This window comes from Micromonospora sp. WMMD730, from assembly GCF_049178955.1.
In the GTDB taxonomy this organism is placed as follows: domain Bacteria; phylum Actinomycetota; class Actinomycetes; order Mycobacteriales; family Micromonosporaceae; genus Micromonospora; species Micromonospora wenchangensis.
The window spans coordinates 1,961,997-1,985,347 of the sequence record NZ_JBMHML010000002.1; the positions used below are offsets into that span (position 1 = coordinate 1,961,997).

Below are 23,351 nucleotides of genomic sequence, written 5' to 3' on the forward strand. Positions count from 1 at the left end.
CCACCCCCAACCCCACCCCCATCGCGCGCGGTGATCAAGAGGTTTGCGCGCGGTGATCAAGAGGTTCGCGTCAGTTTGATGATCAGACTTGACGCAAACCTCTTGATCACCGGACTCAGGCGGGCGGCTGAGCACGGGGCGGGTGGGTGGGGCGGGGGTTAGAGGGGTGGGGTGGCCGGTTCCGGGGGGTGACCCCGGGCCCGGCGGGCGTCGGCTGCGGCGACCCCGCCGAGCACCAGCGCGGCCACCGTGGCGGAGACCAGCGGCACCACGTGCAGCAGCAGCGGGAAGAGCACGACCAGCAGCGCCGCCGCGAGCCACCGCGACGGCGACACCCGGCCGAAGACCTCGTACTCGAAGCGGGCGCGGGCGAGCAGGAACAGCACCGGACCGCCCACCAGCAGCACCACCCACGCCGCCTCCGGGGAGGTGAGCGGATGCTCGATGGTCAGCTCGTACCCGATCGCCGTGCCGACCAGCCCCACCACCATCGCCAGGTGGGTGTCCGCCGCCGAGCGGCCGGTGTCCGACGGGTGCCGGGACCGCACCACCGCCTCGGCGAGCACCTGCCCGGCCCGCTGCACGTAGATCCGCCACAGCAGCACCGAGGTCACCAGCGCCACCGCGAACGCGCCGGTCCGGGCCGGATCGAACGGGCCCGTGCTGTACGCCAGCCCGCCCACCAGGATCGTCTCGCCCAGCGCGACCAGGAAGAACTGCTGGTACCGCTCGGCCAGGTGCTCCCCGGCGACGTCCCAGCGGCTCGCCCTCGACCGGCCCAGCCCCGGCACCGGCCACCCGAACCGGGCGGCCAGGTACTCCACGACCAGCGCCAACGCCCAGAGCAGCCCCCGGGGGGTGGGCGACAGGAACGCCCCGGTCAGCCAGAGCACCCCGGTCGCGCCGAAGGTGATCAGCATGCGCAGCTTGAGCCGCCGGTACTCGTGGCTGCCGAGGGCCAGCAGCAGCAGACCCGGGCGGGACACCTGCGTCACCACGTACGCCACCGCGAACGCCAGGCCGGTGGAGGTGAATGCGCGGGTGATCGCCACCCCCATCACCATGCTGCCGACCAGGGCGGTGATCACCACGAGCTGGAGCCAGCTGTGGTGCGGGTCGTACCGGCTGGTCGTCCACGCGGTGCCCTGCCAGACGGCCCAGAGCGCGAGCAGCAGCAGCAGCGTCTTGACGCCCCCGGTGACCGGGGACCAGCCGGTGGTGCCGCCGGGTTCCAGGGCCAGGTCCTCGAAGGCGCGGAACGAGATCCGGGTGAGCGCGAAGACGTACACCAGGTCGAAGAAGAGTTCCAGGAACGTGGCCCGCTGGGCCGTTCCGGTACGCCGCAGCGGGGCGGCCCCGTCGCCGCCCGTCATGCTCGTCGGCAGTCGCCGTCGGCCCGGCCCACCAGGGGTTCGTAACATCCCGGGCGGCACCGGCGGCGGGTATCGCCGAATCCATCCCGGTTCCGGCCTTGTTCCGGCCGGGGCGAGCGGGCACGATCGACCGGATGACGAACCGATGGGGCTTCACCGTGCCGCTGACCGGCGTCCCGCTCGCCGAGCACGCCGCCGGCTACGCGGCCCTGGCGGAGGCGGGTTTCACCGACCTGTGGTCGTCGGAGGTCAACGGCACCGACGCGTTCACCCCGCTGGCGCTGGCCGCCGCCTGGCAACCCGGGCTGCGGCTGGGCACCGCGATCACCCCCGTCTTCACCCGGGGACCGGGCCTGCTGGCGATGAGCGCGGCGGCGCTGGCCGAGGCCGCCCCGGGCCGGTTCGCCCTCGGCATCGGCGCGTCGTCCCCGGTGGTGGTGGGGGACTGGAACGGCGTGCCGTACACCGAGCCGTTCCGGCGCACCCGCGACCTGCTGCGGTTCCTCAGGCCGGCGCTACGGGGCGAGACGGTCGACGGGGCGTTCGACACGTTCCGGGTGCGCCGGTTCACCCTGGAACGCCCGCCGGCCAGCCCACCACCGGTGCTGCTGGCCGCCCTGCGCCCGGGGATGCTGCGGCTGGCCGCCGCCGAGGCCGACGGGGTGATCCTCAACTGGCTGGCCGCCGACGACGTCGCGCAGGCCCTCGCCGAGCTGACCGGGCGCGGCCCCGGCTTCGAGGTGGTCGCCCGGGTCTTCGTCTGCCCCACCGAGGACGCCGGCTACGCCCGCACCCTCGGCCGGCGGCTGATCACCAGCTACCTCACCGTCCCCGCGTACGCCGAGTTCCACCGCTGGCTGGGGCGCGAGGACGTGCTCGGCCCGGTCTGGGCGGCCTGGGCGGCAGGTGACCGGCGGGCCGCCGCCGCGGCCGTGCCCGACGAGGTGGTCGACGCGCTGATCCTGCACGGCTCGCCCGAGCACTGCCGCGACCAGGTCCGCCGCTACGCCGACGCGGGCGTGGACGTGCCGGTGCTGGCCCTGCTGCCCACCCCGGAGGTGACCGCCGGTGGGGCCGCCGCCCTGGGTGAGCTGATCAGCCGGCTGGGCCCGCCGTCGGCGGTGGACGCCGGACGGCCGGCGGAGCGGGGCTGAGATGAACCTGACCGACCGGGTGGTGGTGATCACCGGGGGAGCGGGTGGCATCGGCGCGGCGCTGGCCCGCCGGTTCGCCGCCGAGGGGGCCGCCGCCGTCGTCCTGGCCGATCTCGACGCCCACGCGACCGCCGCCGTCGCCGAGTCGGTCGGCCCGGTCGCCCGGGGGGTCGCCGTCGACGCCGCCGACGAGGGCCAGGTCCGCGACCTGGTCGCCGACACCGAGCGACGGTACGGCCGGATCGACCTGTTCTGCGCCAACGCGGGGGTTGCCACCGGCTCCGGCATCGACGCCCCCGACGCCGACTGGGACCGTGCCTGGCGGGTCAACGTGCTCGCCCACGTGTACGCCGCCCGCGCCGTGCTGCCCGGCATGCTGGCCCGGGGCGGCGGCCACCTGATGCACACCTGCTCGGCGGCCGGGGTGCTCACCGCGGTCGGCGACGCCCCGTACACCGCCACCAAACACGCGGCGGTCGGGCTGGCCGAGTGGCTGGCGATCACCTACCGGGACCAGGGCATCCGGGTCAGCGCGCTGTGCCCGCAGGGGGTGGACACCCCGATGCTCGCCGACGGGCTGGCCACCGGCCACCTGGCCGCCCGGGTGATCGCCGCCTCCGGCCCGGTGCTCACCGGCGACCAGGTCGCCGACGCCGCGGTCGCCGGGCTCGCCGAGGAGCGTTTCCTCATCCTGCCCCACCCCGAGGTCGCAGGGTACGCGCTGCGCCGCGCCGAGGACCCGGACGGCTGGCAGGCCGGCCTGCGCAAACTGGTCCGCCGACTACGCGCCGCCGGCCCGCCCCCCGCGTAACCGGCCCGTCCCGGCACTCCACAGTGCTCCGGATCCGCGCCGGGGGCCGGTCAGCGGGGCCAGCGCAGCGGGCCAGGATGGACCGACCAGAGCAGCCGCCGCCAGCCGGGGCGGGCCGCCCGCAGCGCCGTCGCGTAGGCCACGGCGATGTCCCCGGCCCGGTCGGCCTGGGCGTCGGTCAGCGTGCCCGGGGCGAAGGCCGCCTGGTTGAGCAGCCCGGCCAACTCGGTCAGCCCCGGGTCCCCGGCGCGGGCGGTGTCCGGGACGGGAGGGGAACCCCCGGCGCGGGCGGTGTCCTCGGCGAGGGCGTGCCCGGCCCGGTCGGCGACCTCGGTGGCGGACAGGTCCCCGCCGACCGGCCGTCCCGACAGCCGCAGCGCGTCGGTGGTGTGCCGCCACGCGCCGCCGACCCGGGTCCCCGGGTCGCCCCGGCCCAACCGGGCGCGGGTCTGCGCCCGACGACGCCAGGCCAGCACCCCGAGGGCCACCCCGGGCAGCAGCAACCCGCCGGCACCGGCACCCAGCAGTAAGGGCGTCGACCCGCCGCGCTCACCGGTGGTGGTCCGGCCCGGTGCGGCCACCGCCGGCGGGGTGGCCGACGGGGTTCCGGTCGGCTCGGGCACCTCCGACGGCGGCGGGCTCGGCGGGGCCGGCCGGAAGTCGTCCTCCACCGGCCGGGGCGCGGTGTCCGGGCGGGGCCGGGGATCGAACGGCACCCACCCCACCCCGGCGAAGAGCACCTCCGGCCAGGCGTACGCGTCGGCGGCCCGCACCGGCCCGTCACCCCGGGCGGTGAACCCCACCACCACCCGGGTCGGCAGGCCGGTCAACCGGCCCAGCACCGCGAAGGCGGCGGCGAACTGCTCCGAGGTGCCCCGCTGGCCGCCGCCACCGCGCGGCCCGAACAGGAAGAACTCCAGGTTCGGGTACGCGTGCCCGCTCGGCGCGTCCGCCACCAGCCGGTAGTGCTCGGCGAGGAACTGCTCCACCGCCGCCGCCCGCGCGTACGGGGCGCCGTTCTCCTCGGCCAGGTGGGTGGCGAGCCGGCGCAACCGTTCCGGCGTCCCGTCGGGTACCCGCAGCACCCGGGCCACCTGCGCCCCGGCCGGTACGTCGGCGGTGGCGAGCAGGTTCGCGTCCAGCCGTTCCCGCGCCGAGGTGACCGTGTACGTCAACCCCGGGGTCAGCCCCTCCGGCCGGATCAACGTGCCGCTCTGCGGGTCGTACGCCACCCGGGCCCCGTCCACGGTGCGGGGGGTGGCCACCGCGGGCAGTAGCCGGCCGGTCAACCCGGCCACGGTGATCTCCTGCCGGACGGTGTCCGCCGCCTGCGGGTCACCGCCGGGCAGGACCCGACCGGCGGTGCGGTAGGTCGCCCCGACCCGCCAGGTCACCCCGTCGTAGTCGCTGAGCACGGCCAGCCGGATCGTGGTCGGCCCGTCGCCCGGGGCCCGGGTCGACACGTCCAGCAGCTCCTGCTGCGGCTCCAACGCCCAGCCGGAGATACGGATCAGCGGGTTCTCGTCCAACGACTCCACCCGGGGCGGCGGCACGTAGCGGCGCGGGTCGACCGGCCGGTCGTCGATCCGACCGGCGAGGGCCGGCCCGAGCAGCGCCGCCGACCCGACCACCACCGCCACCCCGGCGGCGGAGACCACCGTCGCCCGGACCCGCACCGGGCCGCGAACGGCCGGCGGCAGCCCGGCGACCGGGTCGTCACCCGGCGTCCGGCCGGCGGCCAGGGCGAGCGCGACCAGCCCGGCGAAGACCACCGACGCCCCGACCGCCGGTGGGGCGTTCGGGCCGACGACGTAGACGGCACCGGCGTACGACGCGGTGGCCGGGAGGAAACCGAGCAGTACCCGGCCGGCCCGCAGCGCCACCTCGGCACCGGCCAGCCCGGCCAACCAGGCGGCCACCACCGGCACCAGCACCGTGTCCGGGGCCGGCTCGACCGGGATCATCGCGGTGAGCAGCCGGGGCACCGCGTTGGCGGCGGCGTCCGCCGCCACGTCGAGGAAACCGCCCGGCAGGTCGGCGTGTGCGGCGGCGAGCCGCACCGACCAGGCCGTCGCGCCGAGCATGGCGGCCACCGACAGCGGCGCCACCTGCCAGGACGGCAACCGGCGGGCGGCCACGCTGACCAGCACCGCCCCCAGGGCCGCGCCGCACACCAGGCGGGTCAGCAGGTCACCGGCGTACACCCGGTCGAGCGCCACGCCGGCCAGGCCGATGGCGGCGACGAGCGTCGCCGGCACCACGGCCGCCCGCAGCACCCGGACGACGGCCCGGCCCGGCCCACCGCCGGCCGGGCCACCCGCCCGCGCCCGGTCCGGTCGGGCGGCGTCGGGCTGTTCGGTCACCGTCACCATCGGCCGGTCGCGTCCCACGCGGCGGCGAACGCCGCGCCGTCGACCGCGTCGAGCACCACCGGCCCGGCCGCCGTCGGCGTCGGCCCGGCCGCCCCCAACACCCCCACCACCACCGACGGGTACGCCCCACGCAGCGCGCCGACCCGCCCCACGTCGTCGCGGCCACCGGGGCCGGTGAGGAAGACCAGCGTGTCGCCCGGCCGGTCGGCGCGCAGCCGGGTCAGGGTCGCGTCCAGCGCCGCACCGTCGCGGTCCCCCGTCGTCGCGCCGACGGGCTGCCGGCCCGGCAGGTCGGTCAGGGTCACCGCGGCGAGCCGGTCCAGCGGCGGGTCGGCCGTCCGGTCGTCGGCCGGACACACCAGCAGCAGCACCACCGGCAGGTCCTGCCGGAACGCGGCCACCACCAGCGACGCCGCCGCCTCGCAGGCCGCCTCAAACGACGCGGCCACCCCGCCGGACCGGTCCGGGTGGGCGGCGGCCCGGTTGTCCAGCAGCACCACGATCCGGGGCAGGCTGGTGTCCACGTTCTCCCGCACCATCAGCTCACCCACCCGGGCGCTGGTCCGCCAGTGCACCCGGCGCAGCTCGTCGCCGACCACGTACTCCCGCAACGCGTCGAAGGTGATCGACCCGTGCGGCACCCCGTCGACCCGCCCGTCGAGGCTGCGTCCCGCCCCGGTCGGCACCGCCGTCAACGGGTGCACCCGGGGATGCACCCGGACCACCGCCGTCGGCCCGTACGCGCGGGTCGCGGCGTACAGGCCCAGCGGGTCGCGGCGGGTCACCCGCAGCGGCCCCACCGGCAGCACCCCGCGTCGACGGGTCGGCACGTCGTAGGAGAGGCCGGTGTCCCGGCCGGGACGCAGCCGCACCACCGGCACCGGCACCGGCCGGCCCGCGCACCGGTCCTCGGCCAGCAGGCTGCCCACCCGCAGCCGCCCGGCGTTGCGGACGGTCAGCGCCATCCGGGCCGGCTCGCCCACCGCCACCCGGTCCGGGTCGGCGGTGCGGGACACCACCAGCCGGGGCGTGCGGGCCGCCACCAGCACCGCCTGCCCGACCGCCACCGCGCCCGCCGCCCCCAGCACGGCAAGCTCCGGGTACGCGAACCGCAACCCCGCGCCGAGCAACGCGGTCGCGGCGACGAGCAGCCCGGTACCCCGGGCGGTGAGCCCCACGCCCGGCCCGCTCAGCCGTGCGTCGGGGTCGACTGGCCCGACGGCAGCGGCACCGGCACCGACGCCACCGCCTGCCGCAGCACGTCGGCGGCGGTCACCCCGCGCACCTGCGCGTCGGCGGTGAGCAGCAGCCGGTGGGCGAAGACCGGTTCGACGAGCGCCTTCAGGTCCTCCGGCATGATCCAACCCCGGCCGTCGATCAACGCGTACGCGCACGCCGCCCGGGTCAACGCGATCACCCCACGGGGGCTGACCCCCACCCGGACCTGCGGATGCGCCCGGGTGGCCGTGGCCAGCCGGACGGCGTACCCGTAGAGGGGTTCGGCGATGTGCACCCGGCGGGCCATCCGGACCATCTCCCCGACGGTGTCCGTGTCGGTGACCGGTTGCAGCGAGTCGGGGGAGCGGACCGTCGCCCCACGCAGCACCTCCACCTCGACGGCCTCGTCGGGGTACCCCACCGACAGCTTCACCAGGAACCGGTCCAGCTGCGCCTCGGGCAGCCGGTACGTGCCGTCCATCTCCACCGGGTTCTGCGTGGCGACCACCAGGAACGGCTGCGGCACCGGGTGCCGGACCCCGTCCACCGTGACCGTCCGCTCCTCCATCACCTCCAGCAGCGCCGACTGGGTCTTCGGCGAGGCCCGGTTGATCTCGTCGGCGATGACGATGTTGGCGAACACCGGCCCCGGATGGAACTCGAAGCCCCGGCTGGCCTGGTTGAAGATCGTCACCCCGGAGACGTCCGATGGGAGCAGGTCCGGGGTGAACTGGATGCGCCGCCACTGGCCCTGCACGGTCGCCGCCACCGCCCGCGCCAGGGTGGTCTTACCCACCCCCGGCACGTCCTCCAGCAGCACGTGCCCCTGGGCGAACAGGGCGGTCAACGCCAACCGCACCACCTCCGGCTTGCCCAGCACGACCGCGTTGACGTTCCCGGCCAGCCGGGCGGCCAGGGCGGCGAAACCCTGGACCTCCGACTGGCTCAGCGGTGCGGGGGTGTCGTTCACGACGGCGGGATGCTCCTCGGCTGCGGCGGCGCTGGTCAGCAGGTGGGCAGCACGGCGATGTCGTCACCGCCGGCCAGGTTGAGCCAGGCCCAGGGGATGTAGTTGCGTCCCTCGTAGTCGACCCGGACCCACCAGGTGGACTGCTTCTGGTCGTTGTAGATCCAGGAGTCGACGTTCTCGCCCTGCCGCCGACAGTACGCCCGCAGCCGGGTGCCCGGCTTCGCCCAACCGACCTGTTTGTCGTTGTCCTGCCGGGGCACCGAGAAGACCTCGTTGCCGTTGCGACCGTCCACATCGCGGTCGCAGTAGGTGCGCTGGTCGCCGTCCGGCCCGTTGACGCAGGTCGCCACCCCGTACAACGGATCGGTGCCCTGCGCCCGGGTGGCGGTGCCCCGACCGGCGGCGTTGACGGCCGTCACCGTCACCGTGTAGGCGGTGCCCGGGGTCAGACCGGTCACCCGCAGGCTGGCGCAGCTACCCGTGGCGCTCTTCCCGCCGGTGGCGGCGGTGCAGATCGACTCCCCGCCCCCGGCGTCCACGGTGAACGTCACCGTCACCGACGTCGCGTCCGCCGACGACCCGGTCAGCGTCACCCGGGGCGCGGCCACCGTCCGGGCGGTGACGCTCGCCTCCGGCCCCGACCCGGCCTCGTTGACCGCCCGCACCCGCACCAGCACGTTCTGCCCGTCGCCCAGCCCGGTGACCGTCGTCGCGGTGCCGGTCACCTCGCTGGTCCGCCCGCCCACGTCCACCTGGTAGCGGCTGACCGGGCGGCCGTTCGCCGCCGCCGCCGACCACTGCACCGCGACCGTGCCCGCCCGGTCGGCCACCGTCGCCGCCCGCAGGCCCGCCGGCTGCCCCGGAGCGGCGAACGGCACCACCGGCTCACTCGGCGGGGAGGCCACCGAGGCGGCCCCCCGGTCGCTGACCGCGATCACCGTGAACGCGTACTGGGTGCCGTAGGTCAACTCACCGGCCGGCACCACCAGCTCGGTGCGACGCGACTCGCCGACCGGGGCGTTCGCCCCGGCCGAGGTGGCGGTCACCGCGTACCGGGCGATCCGGTTGCCCTGCCCGTCGGCCGCCGGCCAGCGCACCAGCACCGTGCCGTCGGGGCGGGCCTGCGCGCTGACCCCGGCCGGTGGGGCCGGCACCGCCGAGGTCGGGGTCACCGGGTTGCTGCGCCGCGCCGGACCGTCGCCCCTGCCGTTCACCGCGTACACCGTGAACGTGTACGTCGACCCGTTGGTCAGCCCGGTGACCTCCAGCGACCGCTGGTTCGCCCCCACCTCGTGCCGACTCCCCGCGCCCTGCACCACGTACCGCAGCACTGCCGAGCCGTTCGCGGCGGCCGGCCGCCAGGCGACCCGGGCCCGCGCGTCCCCGGCGGTGGCGGTGACCTGACCCGGCGCGCCCGGCTTACCCACCCGGGGCTTCGGCGGCGGAGGCGGCGGGGGCGGGTCCGGCGGCGGGTCCCCGCCCAACACGTCGTTGGCGTACTTGTCGACGGTGCGCACCCGGTGCGCGTCGTCGACCACCCGGGCGCTGGCCGAACCCGGGGCGTTGATGAACAGGTGGTTCTCCCGCACCTCCAGCTCCAGCGGGCCGGTCGTCCGGCCCGGCCGGATCGTCTCCACCAACTGCCCGGCCCCGTCGAACGCGTAGATCGTGCCGGTGACCCCGTCGGCGCAGTAGAACCGGCCGGCCCAGGCCACGGCCGGCCCCACCCGGTCACCGCTGCCCGGCACGACGAACCGGGTGACCACCCGGCCGTCGTCGACGGCGAGCACCCGCCGTTCCCCGCCGATCGTCACCGGCACCACCGGGCCGCTGGTCCGCGCCGGCACCGCGCCACCCGCGGCGGCCTCCAGCACCGCACGCCGGGTCTGTCCGCCCCGGACCGTCACCAGCGTGCCCGTGGTGCGGTCCAGCACCGCCACCCCGTCGTCCAGGGTGGACAGCGTCAACTCGTGACTCGGCTCGGCCACCGGATGCGTCTGCACCCGTCGGGGACCCCCGACGTCGGCCCTCCCCGACGCCGGCCCGGACGGCAGCGCGGCGGCGGTGACCGCCGCGACGGTGCCCTCCGACGGCACCGCGATCCACAACCGGCCCCGACCGTCGAACGCGCCGGCGGTGATGCCCGGCGGGAACAGCACCGGGTCACCCACCGGCACCAGCGAACGGGGATCGAGCTGACGCACCACGCCGCGCACCGCGTCCACCACGAAGGCGGCGTCGTCGTGCAGCACCACGTTGACCCCGAGACCGGGCGTGGTGGGGGTGGTCGCGGTGATCTGGAGGGTCGCCAGGTCCAGCGCGCTCACCTGGCCGGTCTCCAGGTCGCGCAGGATGAGCAGCCGGTCGGTCTGGGTGACCTGCACCGGATGCTGCCGGGCCCCGGGAACCTCCTTGCGGGTGTCCACCCTGGCGGTGATCCCGTTGACCCGGGCCAACTCGCCCCGGGTGCTGCTCCACAGCCAACTGCTGGCGTCGAAGCTGGCCAACGCCTCCTCGGCGGCACCCCGACCCAGCAGGGTGAGGCCCAACGCCGCCACCAGCGCGGTCACCGTGCCGACGGTGACCAGCCCACCCCGCAACCGGGACCGTCGGCGGGACGCGCCGCCCCCGGCGCTCGCGGCATCGTCGATGCTGGCCACAGCGGGTCGACCTCCGTCCGGTGGCCTCAGACGGCGTGCCGGGTGCCGGACGCCCTCGCCTGAACCGTGGCACATCATAGGGGTCGATCCGGGACGAGGAAACCCGGACCGTTCCGCCGCGGACACCCAGCGTGCCGGTTCGGCGGGGCGTTCCACCGTCGCGGCGCAGGCCGGAGCCGCCGGTCAGCCGCCCCGCCCGGCCGCCCTGGCCCGGCCGTCGCGCTCAGCTGCTCGGCGACGGCCTGACCCGGTCGGTGCAGACCTGGCCGGAGGTGGCGAACGAGTCCGTCGAGTAGACCGCCAGCACGGTGAAGCAGTAGTCCACCTCGGCGTTCAGCCCGTTGACCGTAAAACTCGTCTGTCCCGGGTCGACGGTCGCCATCACCCCGAGCGCCCGCCCCGTGCGTCCACCCGCGACCATGAACGGCACCGAACCGCCGCTCGGGTCGGACCAGGTGACCGTGATGGTGGCCTCGTCGTCCCGCAACTTCAGGTCGGCCGGGGGCGGACCGGCCGTCTGCCGGGGGGCGGTGCCGGTCGACCGCTGCGGCCCGTCCGCGTCCCGACCCAGGGTCAGCGCCCCGGCCGTGCCCCCGGCGACCAGCACCAGGATCACCCCCGCCACCACGGCCACCGTCCGGCCCCGGCGGCGCGCACGCCCGTCCTGCACCGGGTACGACGGCGCAAGCTCCGGATATCCCGCCCCCTCCACCACCGGCGGTACGCCCCGGTCGGTGCCACGCTCCCCGCCCCCTGGGCCGGCTGCCCCGGGGACCGGTCCGGGCTCCACCGCTGCCTGTGGCGCGGACTCCGTGGGTGCCCGCAGCGCGGGCTCGTGGGCGGCGGTGGGTGCCCTGAACTCGTGCGTACTGTCCGGCGCCGGTGCAGGTGATCCGAAGCCCGTTCCCGGTGCCGGCGGGTGCCCCGCATCCGGCGGTGACCCGGGGGCCCGCCCCGGATCCGAGGGCCATCCCGGGGTCCGGCCCGCGGTCGGTGGCCATCCGGAGTCCTGCGCCACCACCGGCGGTGATCCGGCGGTCCGTCCCGGGTACGGCGGCGGGCCGGTGGTCTGTTCCATGGCTGCCGGCGGTTCGGTCATCGGTACCAGCGGCATGATGATCGACCGACCCGGCGCGACGTCGCCCCACGTCGGGTCGTCGGCGGGAGCCTCGTCGTCCCCGCCCGCGTCGCCGACCGTCCCGGTGGGGCCGGCGGTCCACACCGGGACGGGCGGGTTCCCGGCGTCCCCGCCAGGTGGGGCGTCGAGCGGTGCGGTGGTCACCGCCGGATACCCGGTCCGCCGGTCGGCATCTCCGGAGGCTGCGGGCGTCGGTGGCGGGATGGCTGTCTGCCCTGTCGTCGGTGCTGCTGCCGCCCGGATCGTCGTAGCCGCCGGCGGTGCGGCTGCCGACGGGGCGCTCGGAGGCAGCTCCGGCGGGACGGCGGACGACGGGGGCGCTGCCGGTGCCGCCTGCGGTGGTGCGGGGTACGCCTGCGACGCTGCGGAGGCCGTCGGGCGATCGGCGGGTGCGGCCAGGGCGGGCGGCGGAGCGGATTCGAAGGCGGACGCGGCCGTGGAGGCGGGACCAGCGGTGTCCCCGGACGCTGGGGCGGGAACCGGGTCGGCCGTACCGCCAGGTGCCGTGGTGGGTGCCGGGTCGGCGGCGGTACCGCCGGACGTCGCCCCGGGTACCGCGTCGGCCGGGTCGGCGGAGGACGCTGCGGGTGCCGTGCCGTCGGATGCGGTAGCCGCCGGGGTTCGGGCGGGGTCCGGGTGCTGGTCCTCCAGCAGGGGGCCGATCTGCTGGACCCGTACCGTCGGCCGGTCCCAGCCCGGCGCGGGTGGGGTCGCAGCCGGGCCCGGTGCGGGCGGGACTGCGGGAATCGCCGCCGAACCGGGCGCGGCCGGTGGTGCGGGAGTCGGCGCGTCGGCGGGTGCCGTGCCCGGTGCGGCACCGTCACCGGTCGGGGCGGGCGGGGCGGCGGTGGGGAGGGGGTGTGCCGGACCGGCCTCACCCGGCGCGGGCGCAAGGGCGGTCGGCTGCCCGTGCCGGATGGGCGCGCCGTCCGCTGGCCCGCTCGGCTGGCCGGGGCCGGCGGGCGGCACGGTGGGGATCGGCACCGGACGCCCGTGCTGGGCCGGCGGACCGGACGGCACCCCGGCCGACGGTGCGGGGTGCGGTGCGGCCGGGGGAGCAGCCGACCGGCCGGGTGCTCCCGGCGGGACGGCATCGTCCGCCGGGACCGGCGGGACAGCGGAGGGCTGCTGGAGGTGGGGCGGCGCCCAGGGCGAGGTGGGTGGTGCGCCACCGGAGACCGGAGCGGGTGACGCCGGGTACCGCTGCGCCGGGGTGGCATCCGGTGCCGGTGCAGCGGCGGGCGGTGGGCCCGGCGATGACGCCGGCGGCCCGGAGTGCGGTGCGGTGGAGGCCGGACGGGGCCGGGGCGCGCCGGGCCGGTGGGTGGGCTGGACGCCGTACATCTGCCGGGGCAGTGGCACCCGGGGCTCGGCGTCCGGAGCCGGGCCGGCCGGTGCGGGGCGGGCCGGTGCGGGGCCCGGTCGTGGTGCCGACGGGCGAACCGGCTGGCCCGGAGGGGGCGGGTGGCCGGCCGGCACCGGTGGGCCGGGTGCGGCGGGGGTGGGAGGCGCGGAGACAGGATGGGGCGACGGCGGGCCCGACCCGGGCCGGGGCGTCGGAAGGGGTCGGTGCCCCCGGTGGGGCGCCGTCGGGGCATGGTCGGGCGGGGTCTGCGGGGGAGTCGGCAACGGGGGCGCAGTCGCGGCACCGGGGGACGGCGACGGTGGCTGGCCGTCGGGGATTCCGAGGTACTGACGGGCGGCGCGTACGGCGGGATGCTGCTCGCCGAGTGCGGCGGGCCCGGCGGTGGCCACCCGGGTGTAGTTGCGGCGGGCCTCGTGCCGGTTGCCCAGTTCCTCGGCGACCCCGGCCAGGTCGAAGGCCAGGGCCAGCATCAGCGGGTCGGCCGGGTTCCACCGCCGCTCGCCGGCTGCGTACGCCTCCTCCAGCACCCGCCGGGCGGCGGCCGGATCGTCGGCCTCCCGGTGCAGCCTCGCGAGCAGGTGCGCGGTGCCCATGATCTCCGGGTGGTCCTCACCGTACGCGGGACGGGCCGAGGCGATCGTGTCGGTGAGCAGCCGGCGGGCCGCCGACAGATCACCGGCGGAACGCAGGGCGAGAGCCCGATGCTGGACTGCGGCGAGGGGTGAGGGTACGGACACGCAAGCAATGCTGCCGCCTGAGCGGGTCCGGACGCTACCCGCCCGCTCCAGCCGCGTCCTGACCTGCGATGATCCGGCTCCCGCCGGTAGGGCGGGCGGCGATGTGCATGATCCATACGGGCCGTGTACAGTAATGCCCCGTGCGGCCCACCAGGGCGGCTGACCGGGGGTGAGAGCCGCCGGAGCCGACACGGTAGGCTGGACGGGCAGGTCCGGGTGGCGGAATGGCAGACGCGCTAGCTTGAGGTGCTAGTGCCCGTATAGGGCGTGGGGGTTCAAGTCCCCCCTCGGACACACTTTTGCAGCATCCCTGCTGTCTACGACGTACGTGTGGTCAAGCGCTCTTGACCACACCAATCTGATCTCCGTGTTGACGTCGGCCGGTCCCGCTTCGGGCGGGGGTGGCCGGCGTGGCTGACGTGGTGATCGCTCCTGTCGTCCCGCCGGTCGTGCTGGCGGGCCGGGGTAAACCGGGTGGTCGGTCTGACGGGAGTCTTCGTCGTCGGCCGTTGCCGCTTCCGGATCTTCCGACTCCTCGTGTCGGCACCCTGGTCTATGGGGTCGCGGCGCTGGATGCCAGCGGTCGGATCGCCGACAGTGGGGTCGTTCGGGCGCTCGGTTGGGTGCCCGGTACCCGGCTGCACATCCATGCGGGTGCCGGTCTGGTGGTGCTCCGCGCGGATCGGCAGGGCGTGTTCACGGTGACCGGTCAGGGTCATCTGCGGCTGCCGGCGGCGGCGCGGCAGTGGTGCGGGTTGACGGCGGGTGACCGGGTGCTGCTGGCGGCCTGTCCTGCGGATCGGTTGTTGGTGGTGCATCCTCCGGCGGCCGTGGACGCGATGGTCGTTCCGGTGCACGCTGCTGTTCTCGGTGGTGGTCGGCCGTGACCGGTGGTGCGGTGGGGCGGGCGGAGCTGGACGCGGCCCGGTTGTTGTTGGCGCGGATGGGGATCTCGCCGGCTGATCTGGTGGAGGCGGCGGCGGTGCGGCCGGTGGCGCCGACGTTCGCGGAGTACGTGCCGGTGGTGTCGGCGGCGGTGACCGCGGGCACGCGGCGGGCGTACGGGTCGTACTGGAAGCGGGTGGTGGAGCACTGGGGGCAGCGGCGATTGGATGAGCCGAATCCGTCAGAGATCGAGTGGCTGGCGGAGTACGTCAGGACGCATGTGGTGGCGCGTCGCAATGCGCGGGGTGGGCGGAGCGCGGCGGAGCATCTGATCGCGGCGTTGCGGTGTCTGTACAAGCGGGCGGTGGCGGACGGGTTCATCGCGGCGGCGGACAATCCGGCGCTGAAGGTGGCCAAGCCGCGGCGGTTGGCGAGCACCAGGCGGGCGGTGGCCGATGCCCGGTTGGCGGAGATCAACGCGGTCGCGGCGGGTACGGGTGATGATCCGGTGTTGGACAGTCTGTTGTTGCGGTTGCACACCGAGACGGCGTGCCGGCGGGGTGGGGCGTTGGCGTTGCGTCCGGTGGATCTGGATCCGGATCAGTGTCTGATCCTGTTGCGGGAGAAGGGTGACACGGTGCGGTGGCAGCCGGTCTCACCGACGCTGATGCGGCATCTGCAGCGGCACGCGGAGGAGCGTCATGCCCCGGCGCGGGGCCAGTTGCTGCGGTACCGCAACGGGCAGCCGATCACGTACCGGCGGTACGACCATCTGTGGGTGCGTATCGGTGAGCATCTGCCGTGGGTGTACGTGCAGCAGATCAGCACCCACTGGTTGCGGCACACGACGTTGACGTGGGTGGAGCGGAACTTCGGCTACGCGGTGGCCCGTGCCTACGCCGGTCATGCCGACAGCGGCGGTGATGCCGGTACGACCACCACGTATGTCCGGGCGAGTCTGCAGGAGGTCGCCGCCGCGTTGGCGGCCCTGACGAACGAGCCCCATCCCCTGGCATGAGTGTCGGCAGTGGGCGTGTGGGGCCTGTTCTGCGGTCCTGAACGCCGCGGTTGCGCGGACATCGCCGGGCAGAGATGGCGAGCGGGGGTGCGGTGGTCACCGAAGGGCACGGACGGCGCGGTGATCCCGTACCCCGCATGGGCGGGAAGCAGCCCGCAACCGGGAAACTGGCGTGCCTGCTGCCGGACCACTCGCGCGGGCGCCTTGAAGAAGGCGGCGGCCAACGCTACCAGGCGAAATGGCTACCGCAATTTCGTGGTACGGGCGGCGCAATGGGACCGGACATCGTGAAGAACCTCGCGAGTCTCGGTAGCCGCGAGCCGAATGTAGTCGAGAATTCGATGGCGAAACGTAAAGATGCTGACATGGTCCAGAAGCGACGCGATGGTCGACAGCACCAGCGCGCGGTGCGGCAGCAGATCCGCTGGTCGGTCGTCGACGCTGCCTTGGCGCCGTTCACTGCGGTGTCCTTGCGCGCGGTCCTCGGTGCGGCGATGGACGCGCCCGGCGCGGCACCGTGGGCGGCGCACCTTGCCCCATTGTGGCTCCGGAGCCTGCGTCGGCCGCCTCGCGGCGACGTCATCGCCGCCGCTGAGCATGTGGATCAGCTCGCCGCAGCCGCGTTGCATGCCTTGCCGGACCGGCCAGTAATGGCATTACGGCTGCCGAATGATCCTCGCCGTCGCGTCGGCTTCAACGTCGGTGCTCGCCGCTGGCGCGTTCACCCCGGCGATCACGAGCACCCCACGCTGACGCTGCGACGCCTGGCTGTGACCGCCCGAGCAGTCGACGAGGACGTCCTTCAGACCTTTGGGTTCAGTTTCACCGACGCCATGGAGGTTATTCTCGCCTACAGCCACCGATCGATAGCGCGCCTCGCGCTGTCCTGGCCGGAGTCCGGGCAGGACAGTGTTGGGACGGTGTCGATACCGGTGATCAGCGCTGCGCAGATCGAAGCAGCCGCCGAGGTGCAGGCACTTGCGCCCGCCGAGATCACGCAGCAATGCAGCAACCCGCAACGCGCTGCGGCGGCACTCGCGTGGTTAACCTGCGACGCCCACAAGGTGCAGGTCCGGGTGTCGGCGTTCACCCCGCCGCTGGGAGCGGTGCTTTTCGTCCGTAGCGCGCAGGCCACGATCGGGGTCCCGACGACTCTGACACTGGATGCGCTGATCGCCGCTGGTGAGGCGATCCTGCGCCGCGCTGGCAGTCGACCTCTGGCACGGCATCGGATTCAAGCGCTGACCCTGGTGCATGCCACCGACCTCTTCTCGAGGAGGGTTGTGGACCGGTCCACGGAACTCCCGTCGCCGGGGATACCCTTCGTAGCGGGGCCACGGACGTTGTTCACGGTCACCAGCGCGCTTACCCCGCCCACCCTGAGCGAGGCCCTCGACGAGGCGGCCGGCCGGCTCCGCGAGTACGCAAACGGTCGCCAGGACCGGACCGACGCGGACACGGTGAAGGTGGTGGTATTCGGCGGGCCGCTGTCGCTCGGATTCCAAGCCGTGACCGACGCGGTCCTCGTCCACGTCGACGAGCTGGTGGAAATCCTTGCCGATACCGGCGGCGACTGGAGCACCGTGGAACACTTTCTCGAGGACCTCGGCCGTCATAACGGCTTCGAGCGGGTCGAGTTCGTCGATCTGCTCGACGTGTGGGCGGCGTGGCGGCGGCACGGCCGGCTCGGTCCCGTTCCGGCCGAGCACGGCACGGTCCTCCATGTGGTTCCCGATAATCATGACGTCACCTGGGACAACGCCGCCGCTTGGGAACCCGTCGACGCGGTCCTGACCGCGGTCGGGATGCCCCCGCACCACGATTGGCCGGTAGGCCGCCTCATACCGCCAGTCGGCGCGGACCTGTTCACCAAGTCGGACGCCGACATGGCTATAGTCGGGGTCGATCCGCCGGTCATCATCCAGCTCGATGCCTCCGACGGACAGGCGTTCGGCTTGGATCCGGACACGATGTTCGGGATGGCCGACGGCATCCGCCACAGCCTGTCCGGTCACCCGGATACTGCTGGGCATGCACGCCTTGCCGATGGTGTCCCGCTGCGGATCGTCCTGCGGCTCATTGGCAACGGCCCCAGCGGGAGCGAGAACGATCCTTGGGTCCGCGTCGCTTTCGCACCCAAGCATGCCGTGGTGGAGATCGGGTTCGGCGTGGGCGTGCTGGAGGAGTTTCTCGGCGATGGTGGGACCGGACACCACACCGTGGGAGCCGCCCTGCACGAGATCATCCGCCAAGTTCGCGTCGAGCGCGGCGAAAGCTCGGGCCCGTCAGCGGAGGTCTTCCTGCATGGATGGGAGACGACTGGCCCGATCATCACGTTCTTCATCCGCGCCGAAAGCCTGCCGCGGATGGCGCCCGTCGACACACTGCCTCGCACTGAGGCCGTGCGAGCGCGTGCTCTGCACCGCGTTTTTGACCTCATCCACCATCAGAGAATCGCGGGAACCTTCACGGGTGAAGAGGCTCACGAGCTGTGCCAGCACCAGCTAATTCCTACCATCGAACAGCAGCTGAGCGATCAGCTCACCAGCGTCGAACCCGGCCTGCTACGCCAGTTGGCGATCCGGCTCAACGCAGTGCACGCCAGCCACTTCCAGCTCACTCGCCAGGTCGCGTACGCGCTTACCCGCCCGTGGGCAGGGAACTGGCATCACCTGGCCCGCGACAATGAGGCCATGATGAGCGTCCGCGCAGCGGAAATCCTCTTCGAGTTCGCGCTGGCGCAGCGGCCCTGCGGTGAACGTCGCGCCGACGCGATGGCCGCCGCCGAACTCACAGCCCTGACTGAATTTCTGCTCACCGTGACCAGCCTCGACCACAGCTACGAACTGCAGTTGCACGACCTGCGCATCGACGTCTTGGCAGACGGAACGTTCGCCGTCCAGGCAACAGACGATCCCGAAGGTGACCGACAACTACCGGGCGTCGACATCGAGGCGTACCACCAAGCCCTGCGGGACGAGGAAATCGCCGCCGGCACCCGCGCACCGGCGCCCATCCCATCTGCAATCCCGGACGAGATCAGTAGGTCACCGTTTCGAGACAACCACCGGACGCCTGTCGACTACCGCCCGACCCGTGATGACCTGCCGCCCTCCCTGCGCACGGTCGACGATCACCTCGCCGCAGGCGTGGACGCTGTCCATGCCGTCCTTGGTGTCGCCGTGGACTGGCCGACCGACGACGACGGCATCGCGGTCACCAGCGTCACGGATCTCATCACTGAAGCGTTCTCCTGGTCGGGACTTCCCGAGGAGCAGATCCGGGCCGCACTCGACACCCTCACGCTCAACCCAGACGCTCTGCCGGGGTTGCGGGAACGCAAATACCTCGAGGTCGAGCGCCGCGAAAGCCGGATCCCGCTTCGACCACTACCTCTCATCGACCAGGAGGTATGGATCATGCCTTGGGTCGCCCTCGCAACACAGCGACTGCACGCCGCATACTTCGGTAGTTCTCGTCTTCCCTATCCCGATGCCTCGGTCGCCCCGCAGGCCACGCAAGCGATGGGGATGCACCGAAACGCGTCCAACATCGCGTTGGAGCACGAGGTTCGAGCGATCGTCGACTCTCTGGGGTTCCCGCACCGCTTCCAATTCACCCAGAACCAACTAACTGAGGCGGGCATCGCTGACCCTGTCGGCGAGATTGACCTTCTCATCGCCGATCCGGCCACGCGGCGGCTGTGGCTCTGCGAGGTCAAGGACCCGATCGCCGCCTTTAGCCCGGTGACCTTGCGCGTGCACGTCGGCAAGTTTTTGCGGCCCCGATCGGGCCATGTCGCCAAGCTAATCAAGAAGGCGGAGCAGCTCAGGCAGTATCCGAGCGAGGCTGCGGCAGCATGCGGAGTGGACGGAGACGGTGCCTGGAGGGTCGTTCCGCTGATGGTCACCAGAAGAGTCGAGCCCGCAGCCTACGCCACTGCGCCGCAAGTCGCTTTCGCACTGCCACACCAGCTCGACGCGACGCTCGCTAGCCCCCGCGACCCCCAGCCCGGGCCGCGCCCCTGACAAGCTCTACGGTGACGGGCTCCACCATGCGACGTAGTGGGCGCCTGCCGATCGATATGCTCCCGTGCGACTTGCCCTGGATCGAACCGAACAGACCGTTTCCGCATGAGGCGATCCGCCAGCCGCCAAACCTGAGGCAGACGACTTGCCGTCGGTGTCCTTGAAACGCCCGTGGCTCCTACCCTCGCGGGCGACGTCACCGGCAGAACGGGACCGGAGTCGGGTGCGACGATACGACGGAGAAGACCCGGACGGCGACGAGCGTGACACCACCGGGCGAGGCCCGGCTACCATCCAAGAGCCGGATAACCGTGGACCGCGTTGTCGGGTGCCTGCCTATCCGCTCAATGCTCTTCATGATCGCTGCGCCTTCAGTAGCTGGGCGTACGGACCGGGGCGAGGCTGATCAGGCCGCAGCCGTACGCTCTGCTATGGCCGATGCCTTGCCGCACTGCCTCTCGAAAGGTATCCGCGTCCGTGACGATCAGGTGCCCCTCGAACCGAACTGGCTCGATGGTGACTGGTCCTCGGTCGCCGGGGCGGAGCTGTCCGGTCTGGGTGAGGCACGGCGAGGGCGACACGTCCGGCTGTCCGTTGTACGCGGTTGGCACCACGAAGCCGTGCTGCCCGCCCTTGCGGATCAGCCACTCGATCTGCTCTTCGGGCTTGCGTCGGGCGATCCGCTTGCCGCGTGGTCGTTTGCCTTCCTCAGCGGGTGGCCTGTCCTGGCCCGCTTGGTTGATGATGCTGCGGGTTGGGTTGCCGACCAGCCGGAATGCGAAACGTCGTCCGGGAGTGATGGCGTCGAGCAGTGGTTGCAGGCTGCGTACCTGGGGCGGTTCGATGAGGTAGTCGCCGGACAGACGACTCCAGTCGGGTTTGACGCTGCTCTGAACGTACTGGGCAAAACCACGATGAACGCTGTCGAGTCGCCATAGGACGGACTGTGCTTGCCGGGCAGGAGTGTCATCGGGTAGGTCGGGATATCCGGACATTACCGTCCGGTGCATCTGCCGGAGGTCGGCGTGGTCGCGGCGGAAGTCGCGCGAGTACACGTTGACCGTCAGCTTGCTCAGGTACACGAGGCTTCCTTCGCGGTGATGATCAGTTCGTCGGTCAGCGGCACGGTTCCGGTCCGGACAGCGCGGGCGGAGTACCGGCGCTCGTGGGGTGCGAACGACAGGGGAACGTCCATCCGCAGCTCGGCAGCGGGCTCTGTCGGTTGACAGTCGACCGTGGTGCGCAACGGAACACGGGCTGTGTTCCGTTGCTCGGCAGTCCGGACTTCGGCCCGGTTCTCCAGCCACGGATGGGTGGTGAGGGCTTCCTCCAGGGACTGGTCGGTAAGTCCGAGGCCGGTATCGGCCTCCTCGTGACGGCCGTTGGTGACCAGTGGCCGGGCCGGCGGGAAGGCCCGGCGGCCGAGGAACAGCGGCCAGACCGGTGCCCGTAGGGCGTCCTGGATCTGGGCGAGCCGGGCGGAGTCCTGGCCTTCGAGCACGACCAGGAAGATCGCGTCGGCGAGGTAGTACCGGTGGCTGAGGGCGGTGCGGTGCCCGCTGCCCGTTGTCGTCGGCACGTTCTGGGTGACGTGATAGTCCCGTTCCAGGATGCCCTCCCGGTCGACCCGGACACCCATCCGCAGGTTGGCCAGCTCGACGAGGGACGACGTGTCGTCGCGGGGTATGCCGAGAGCGGCGGCGAGCAGGCCGACTACCCCGGACTTGGTGGGTTCCCGACCGGTGTCGCGGATGTTGTTGCGGGATCGGGTGCCCCAGGACTGCATAGGCGCGTCGAGGCAGAGTGCGAGGGAGTGAATCGGCACCGCCCTCACACCTTCGTCGCGGCCAGCACCCGGGACACCAGTTCGTGCCGGCTGGATGCTACCTCCCGGGCGTCTAGGCCGGTCACGTCCGCGCTGATCGAAGCGGCGACCACCGCCCGCAGGTCGTCCTCGCCGTAGAACCGGCGAAGGCGGTTGAAATGGCCGAACAACTCCTGCGTCGAGGTCACCATCAGGTCGTGGCCGGTGACCGGCTTGAGGAACGCGTTGGCCAGGTTCCAGGCGCCCTTGTCCCGGACCACCACCAGGAGGGTCTCGGGCGGGGTCAGCGCCGCCGTGGAGTTCTGCTTGCCGCTTGGTACGGCATCGATGAACGCCTCCAGCCAGGCCCGGGTCGCCCGTGCCACCAGGTCGGTGTCACCGCGCAGGTTGGTGCCGAGTTGGTCGAGGTGCAGGTTGGCGTACCGGTAGTAGCACGCGGAGTTGAAGTCGACCGTGCCGATCATGTCGGCACCGGACTCGTCCTGCGGCTGGAGGTCGTCGACGGCAGTGTAGTAGTCGTACTCGTTGACCACGGCGTGGGTCGAGATCGCGTGGGCGACCTGGGACGAGGCGTTGACGTTGAAGTCCTTGTTGTCGGCGATCATCCGCCCGAAGAGCGCGACGTCGACGACCCGGCTGGCGTCGAGGATCCGACCTGCCGCTTCCAGCGTCTGCTTGTCCGGCTTGATCTTGCTCTTTTTCTCGTCGGCGGCGTCCGTCTTCTTCTTCTTCTTCTTCTTCTCGGCTGCCTTGGCGCGCGCTGCCGCGTCGGCGGCGAGCCGGTTCCAGTCCCGGTCGCAGTAGTCGGCGAGGAGTTCCACCGCCTGGTTACCGACGAAGAGCAGGTACTCGGTGAGTGTGTTCCGCCGCTTGTCGAGGCCGAAGCCGAGGGCCAGCAGCGCCGATGAGGCGACCCCGACAGACTCGTCGTAGTCCCGTCCTCGCTCTTCCTTGAGCATGAGGGCGGTCTTGTCCACCAGCCGTTTGGTGCGCACCCCGGTCTCGGTAGCCGCCAGCCCGTAGCGCTGGAAGAGCAGACGTGCGGCCCGCTTGAGAGACTGGCTGGAGATGCGACCGCGCACCTGGCCGCCGAACGTGGCGGTCTTCGGCTGGCCCACGTCATCCCGGTTCAGGTTGCTGACCGGGAAGGACTGCAGCAGGTGCAATTCGATGATCATGGTTCTCCTGGCTAGGCGTCAACCGGTTCGGCAGGGACATCCTCTGCCGGTTCTGGATCGGTACTGGAGATGACCTTTGGCGTACGCTTCGGCCGGTGGTAGTCCCGCGCCCAGCGCAGCCGGACACGGTGGGTCTCTTCGGCGGAACCCTGCATGTCGACCAGGTCGGTGAGCATGCGGTGAAAGTCGATGGCGACGTCACCTGAGCGCAGAAGCTGGACGGCCTGCCGCAGGTAGTGCGGCAGCGCGGCCTCGTCGACAGAGAGCAGCTGGGTGAACCGCCGGGCTGCCGAGGGTCGCTTCTCGACAAGGTCACGCATGGCAGTGCCGAGCGACCTTCCCCGAACGGTGTTCCCGTGCGGGTGTAGCGCGAAGAGTCCGGCAATCAACAACCACACCCTTTGCTCCCGCTCCGGTGGCTCATAAGGAAAGACGACGTCGTACGCCTCGGCTTCCTGCTGGCCACCGGAGAAGGAACGCCGTAGTCGGGCCAGAGATCGCCGGGCGTCGCCAGACCTGCGCGGATTGTCCGAGGTGACGGCGTAGTGCAGCCCGTAGAGGCCACGCACGAAGGCATCGCGCCGCTGGGCCAGGGTCGTGCTGGGGTCCATGATGTGC

Annotated in this window: 15 protein-coding genes and 1 tRNA gene; 6 read left to right on the plus strand and 10 right to left on the minus strand. The window is 73.0% G+C overall.

What is annotated here, in order from left to right:
• Positions 1 to 158: 158 nt before the first annotated feature.
• Entirely contained in the window at positions 159 to 1,373 is a 1,215-nt protein-coding gene (locus tag ACN265_RS08860) for a low temperature requirement protein A (protein ID WP_421406695.1), read from the minus strand.
• Positions 1,374 to 1,507: 134 nt separating this feature from the next.
• On the opposite strand from ACN265_RS08860, the gene ACN265_RS08865 reads away from it, so the two are divergent.
• Together ACN265_RS08865 and ACN265_RS08870 are read left to right on the plus strand one after the other, a co-directional pair.
• Positions 1,508 to 2,527: an LLM class F420-dependent oxidoreductase gene (locus ACN265_RS08865; RefSeq protein WP_421406696.1), complete on the plus strand. Its 1,020-nt coding sequence runs from the start codon at positions 1,508 to 1,510 to the stop codon at positions 2,525 to 2,527.
• A 1-nt stretch (position 2,528) separates the two neighbouring features.
• Positions 2,529 to 3,338: an SDR family oxidoreductase gene (locus tag ACN265_RS08870; RefSeq protein WP_204926198.1), complete on the plus strand. Its 810-nt coding sequence runs from the start codon at positions 2,529 to 2,531 to the stop codon at positions 3,336 to 3,338.
• Positions 3,339 to 3,388: 50 nt separating this feature from the next.
• Here ACN265_RS08870 and ACN265_RS08875 read toward each other — a convergent pair whose 3' ends face one another.
• From ACN265_RS08875 to ACN265_RS08895, 5 genes are all read right to left on the minus strand, one after another.
• A complete protein-coding gene (locus ACN265_RS08875) occupies positions 3,389 to 5,728 on the minus strand; it encodes a transglutaminaseTgpA domain-containing protein (RefSeq protein WP_421406697.1) in 2,340 nt (779 codons plus the stop codon).
• Positions 5,704 to 6,888: a DUF58 domain-containing protein gene (locus tag ACN265_RS08880; protein WP_421406698.1), complete on the minus strand. Its 1,185-nt coding sequence runs from the start codon at positions 6,886 to 6,888 to the stop codon at positions 5,704 to 5,706. Before ACN265_RS08880 ends, ACN265_RS08875 begins: the two co-directional genes overlap by 25 nt.
• Positions 6,889 to 6,899: 11 nt before the next feature.
• Positions 6,900 to 7,898, minus strand: a complete 999-nt coding sequence (locus ACN265_RS08885) for an AAA family ATPase (protein ID WP_421406699.1) — start codon at positions 7,896 to 7,898, stop codon at positions 6,900 to 6,902.
• 35 nt (positions 7,899 to 7,933) lie between these two features.
• Positions 7,934 to 10,558 carry a fibronectin type III domain-containing protein gene (locus tag ACN265_RS08890; RefSeq protein WP_421406700.1) on the minus strand — a complete coding sequence of 875 codons (2,625 nt, stop codon included), beginning with the start codon at positions 10,556 to 10,558 and terminating at the stop codon, positions 7,934 to 7,936.
• Positions 10,559 to 10,781: 223 nt separating this feature from the next.
• Positions 10,782 to 13,799, minus strand: coding sequence for a tetratricopeptide repeat protein (locus ACN265_RS08895; protein ID WP_421406701.1), 3,018 nt, complete (start codon positions 13,797 to 13,799; stop codon positions 10,782 to 10,784).
• 210 nt (positions 13,800 to 14,009) lie between these two features.
• On the opposite strand from ACN265_RS08895, the gene ACN265_RS08900 reads away from it, so the two are divergent.
• The 4 genes from ACN265_RS08900 to ACN265_RS08915 all read left to right on the plus strand — a co-directional run bounded on the left by ACN265_RS08900 (position 14,010) and on the right by ACN265_RS08915 (position 19,730).
• A tRNA-Leu gene (locus ACN265_RS08900) sits at positions 14,010 to 14,093 on the plus strand.
• 116 nt (positions 14,094 to 14,209) lie between these two features.
• Positions 14,210 to 14,686 carry a hypothetical protein gene (locus tag ACN265_RS08905; protein ID WP_421406702.1) on the plus strand — a complete coding sequence of 159 codons (477 nt, stop codon included), beginning with the start codon at positions 14,210 to 14,212 and terminating at the stop codon, positions 14,684 to 14,686.
• 80 nt (positions 14,687 to 14,766) lie between these two features.
• Positions 14,767 to 15,702 (plus strand): tyrosine-type recombinase/integrase, encoded by a 936-nt coding sequence (locus ACN265_RS08910; protein WP_421406704.1) that lies wholly within the window; start codon positions 14,767 to 14,769, stop codon positions 15,700 to 15,702.
• Between the two features lie 137 nt (positions 15,703 to 15,839).
• The gene (locus ACN265_RS08915) at positions 15,840 to 19,730 is read left to right on the plus strand and encodes a hypothetical protein (protein ID WP_421406705.1); all 3,891 of its coding nucleotides are present in this window, start codon (positions 15,840 to 15,842) and stop codon (positions 19,728 to 19,730) included.
• Positions 19,731 to 20,101: 371 nt separating this feature from the next.
• Here the strand turns inward: ACN265_RS08915 and cas6e are convergent, their stop codons facing one another.
• The 4 genes from cas6e to casB are packed head-to-tail and all read right to left on the minus strand — an operon-like array spanning position 20,102 to position 23,344.
• Positions 20,102 to 20,812 (minus strand): type I-E CRISPR-associated protein Cas6/Cse3/CasE, encoded by a 711-nt coding sequence (cas6e, locus tag ACN265_RS08920; RefSeq protein ID WP_421406706.1) that lies wholly within the window; start codon positions 20,810 to 20,812, stop codon positions 20,102 to 20,104.
• Positions 20,803 to 21,555, minus strand: a complete 753-nt coding sequence (gene cas5e / locus ACN265_RS08925) for a type I-E CRISPR-associated protein Cas5/CasD (RefSeq protein ID WP_421406707.1) — start codon at positions 21,553 to 21,555, stop codon at positions 20,803 to 20,805. The genes cas6e and cas5e overlap by 10 nt, the downstream gene beginning before the upstream one ends.
• A gap of 5 nt (positions 21,556 to 21,560) precedes the next feature.
• The gene (gene cas7e / locus ACN265_RS08930) at positions 21,561 to 22,733 is read right to left on the minus strand and encodes a type I-E CRISPR-associated protein Cas7/Cse4/CasC (protein ID WP_421406709.1); all 1,173 of its coding nucleotides are present in this window, start codon (positions 22,731 to 22,733) and stop codon (positions 21,561 to 21,563) included.
• A gap of 11 nt (positions 22,734 to 22,744) precedes the next feature.
• On the minus strand, positions 22,745 to 23,344 hold the full coding sequence (gene casB / locus ACN265_RS08935) for a type I-E CRISPR-associated protein Cse2/CasB (protein WP_421406710.1): 600 nt from the start codon (positions 23,342 to 23,344) through the stop codon (positions 22,745 to 22,747).
• Positions 23,345 to 23,351: the final 7 nt, after the last annotated feature.

What these genes read in the sequence shown, in the direction of transcription:
- ACN265_RS08860 (WP_421406695.1), bottom strand. Translation starts at nt 1,373, where the DNA reads ATGACGGGCGGCGACGGGGCCGCCCCGCTGCGGCGTACCGGAACGGCC.
- ACN265_RS08865 (WP_421406696.1), top strand. Translation starts at nt 1,508, where the DNA reads ATGACGAACCGATGGGGCTTCACCGTGCCGCTGACCGGCGTCCCGCTC.
- ACN265_RS08870 (WP_204926198.1), top strand. Translation starts at nt 2,529, where the DNA reads ATGAACCTGACCGACCGGGTGGTGGTGATCACCGGGGGAGCGGGTGGC.
- ACN265_RS08915 (WP_421406705.1), top strand. Translation starts at nt 15,840, where the DNA reads ATGGGCGGGAAGCAGCCCGCAACCGGGAAACTGGCGTGCCTGCTGCCG.
- cas7e (WP_421406709.1), bottom strand. Translation starts at nt 22,733, where the DNA reads ATGATCATCGAATTGCACCTGCTGCAGTCCTTCCCGGTCAGCAACCTG.
- casB (WP_421406710.1), bottom strand. Translation starts at nt 23,344, where the DNA reads ATGGACCCCAGCACGACCCTGGCCCAGCGGCGCGATGCCTTCGTGCGT.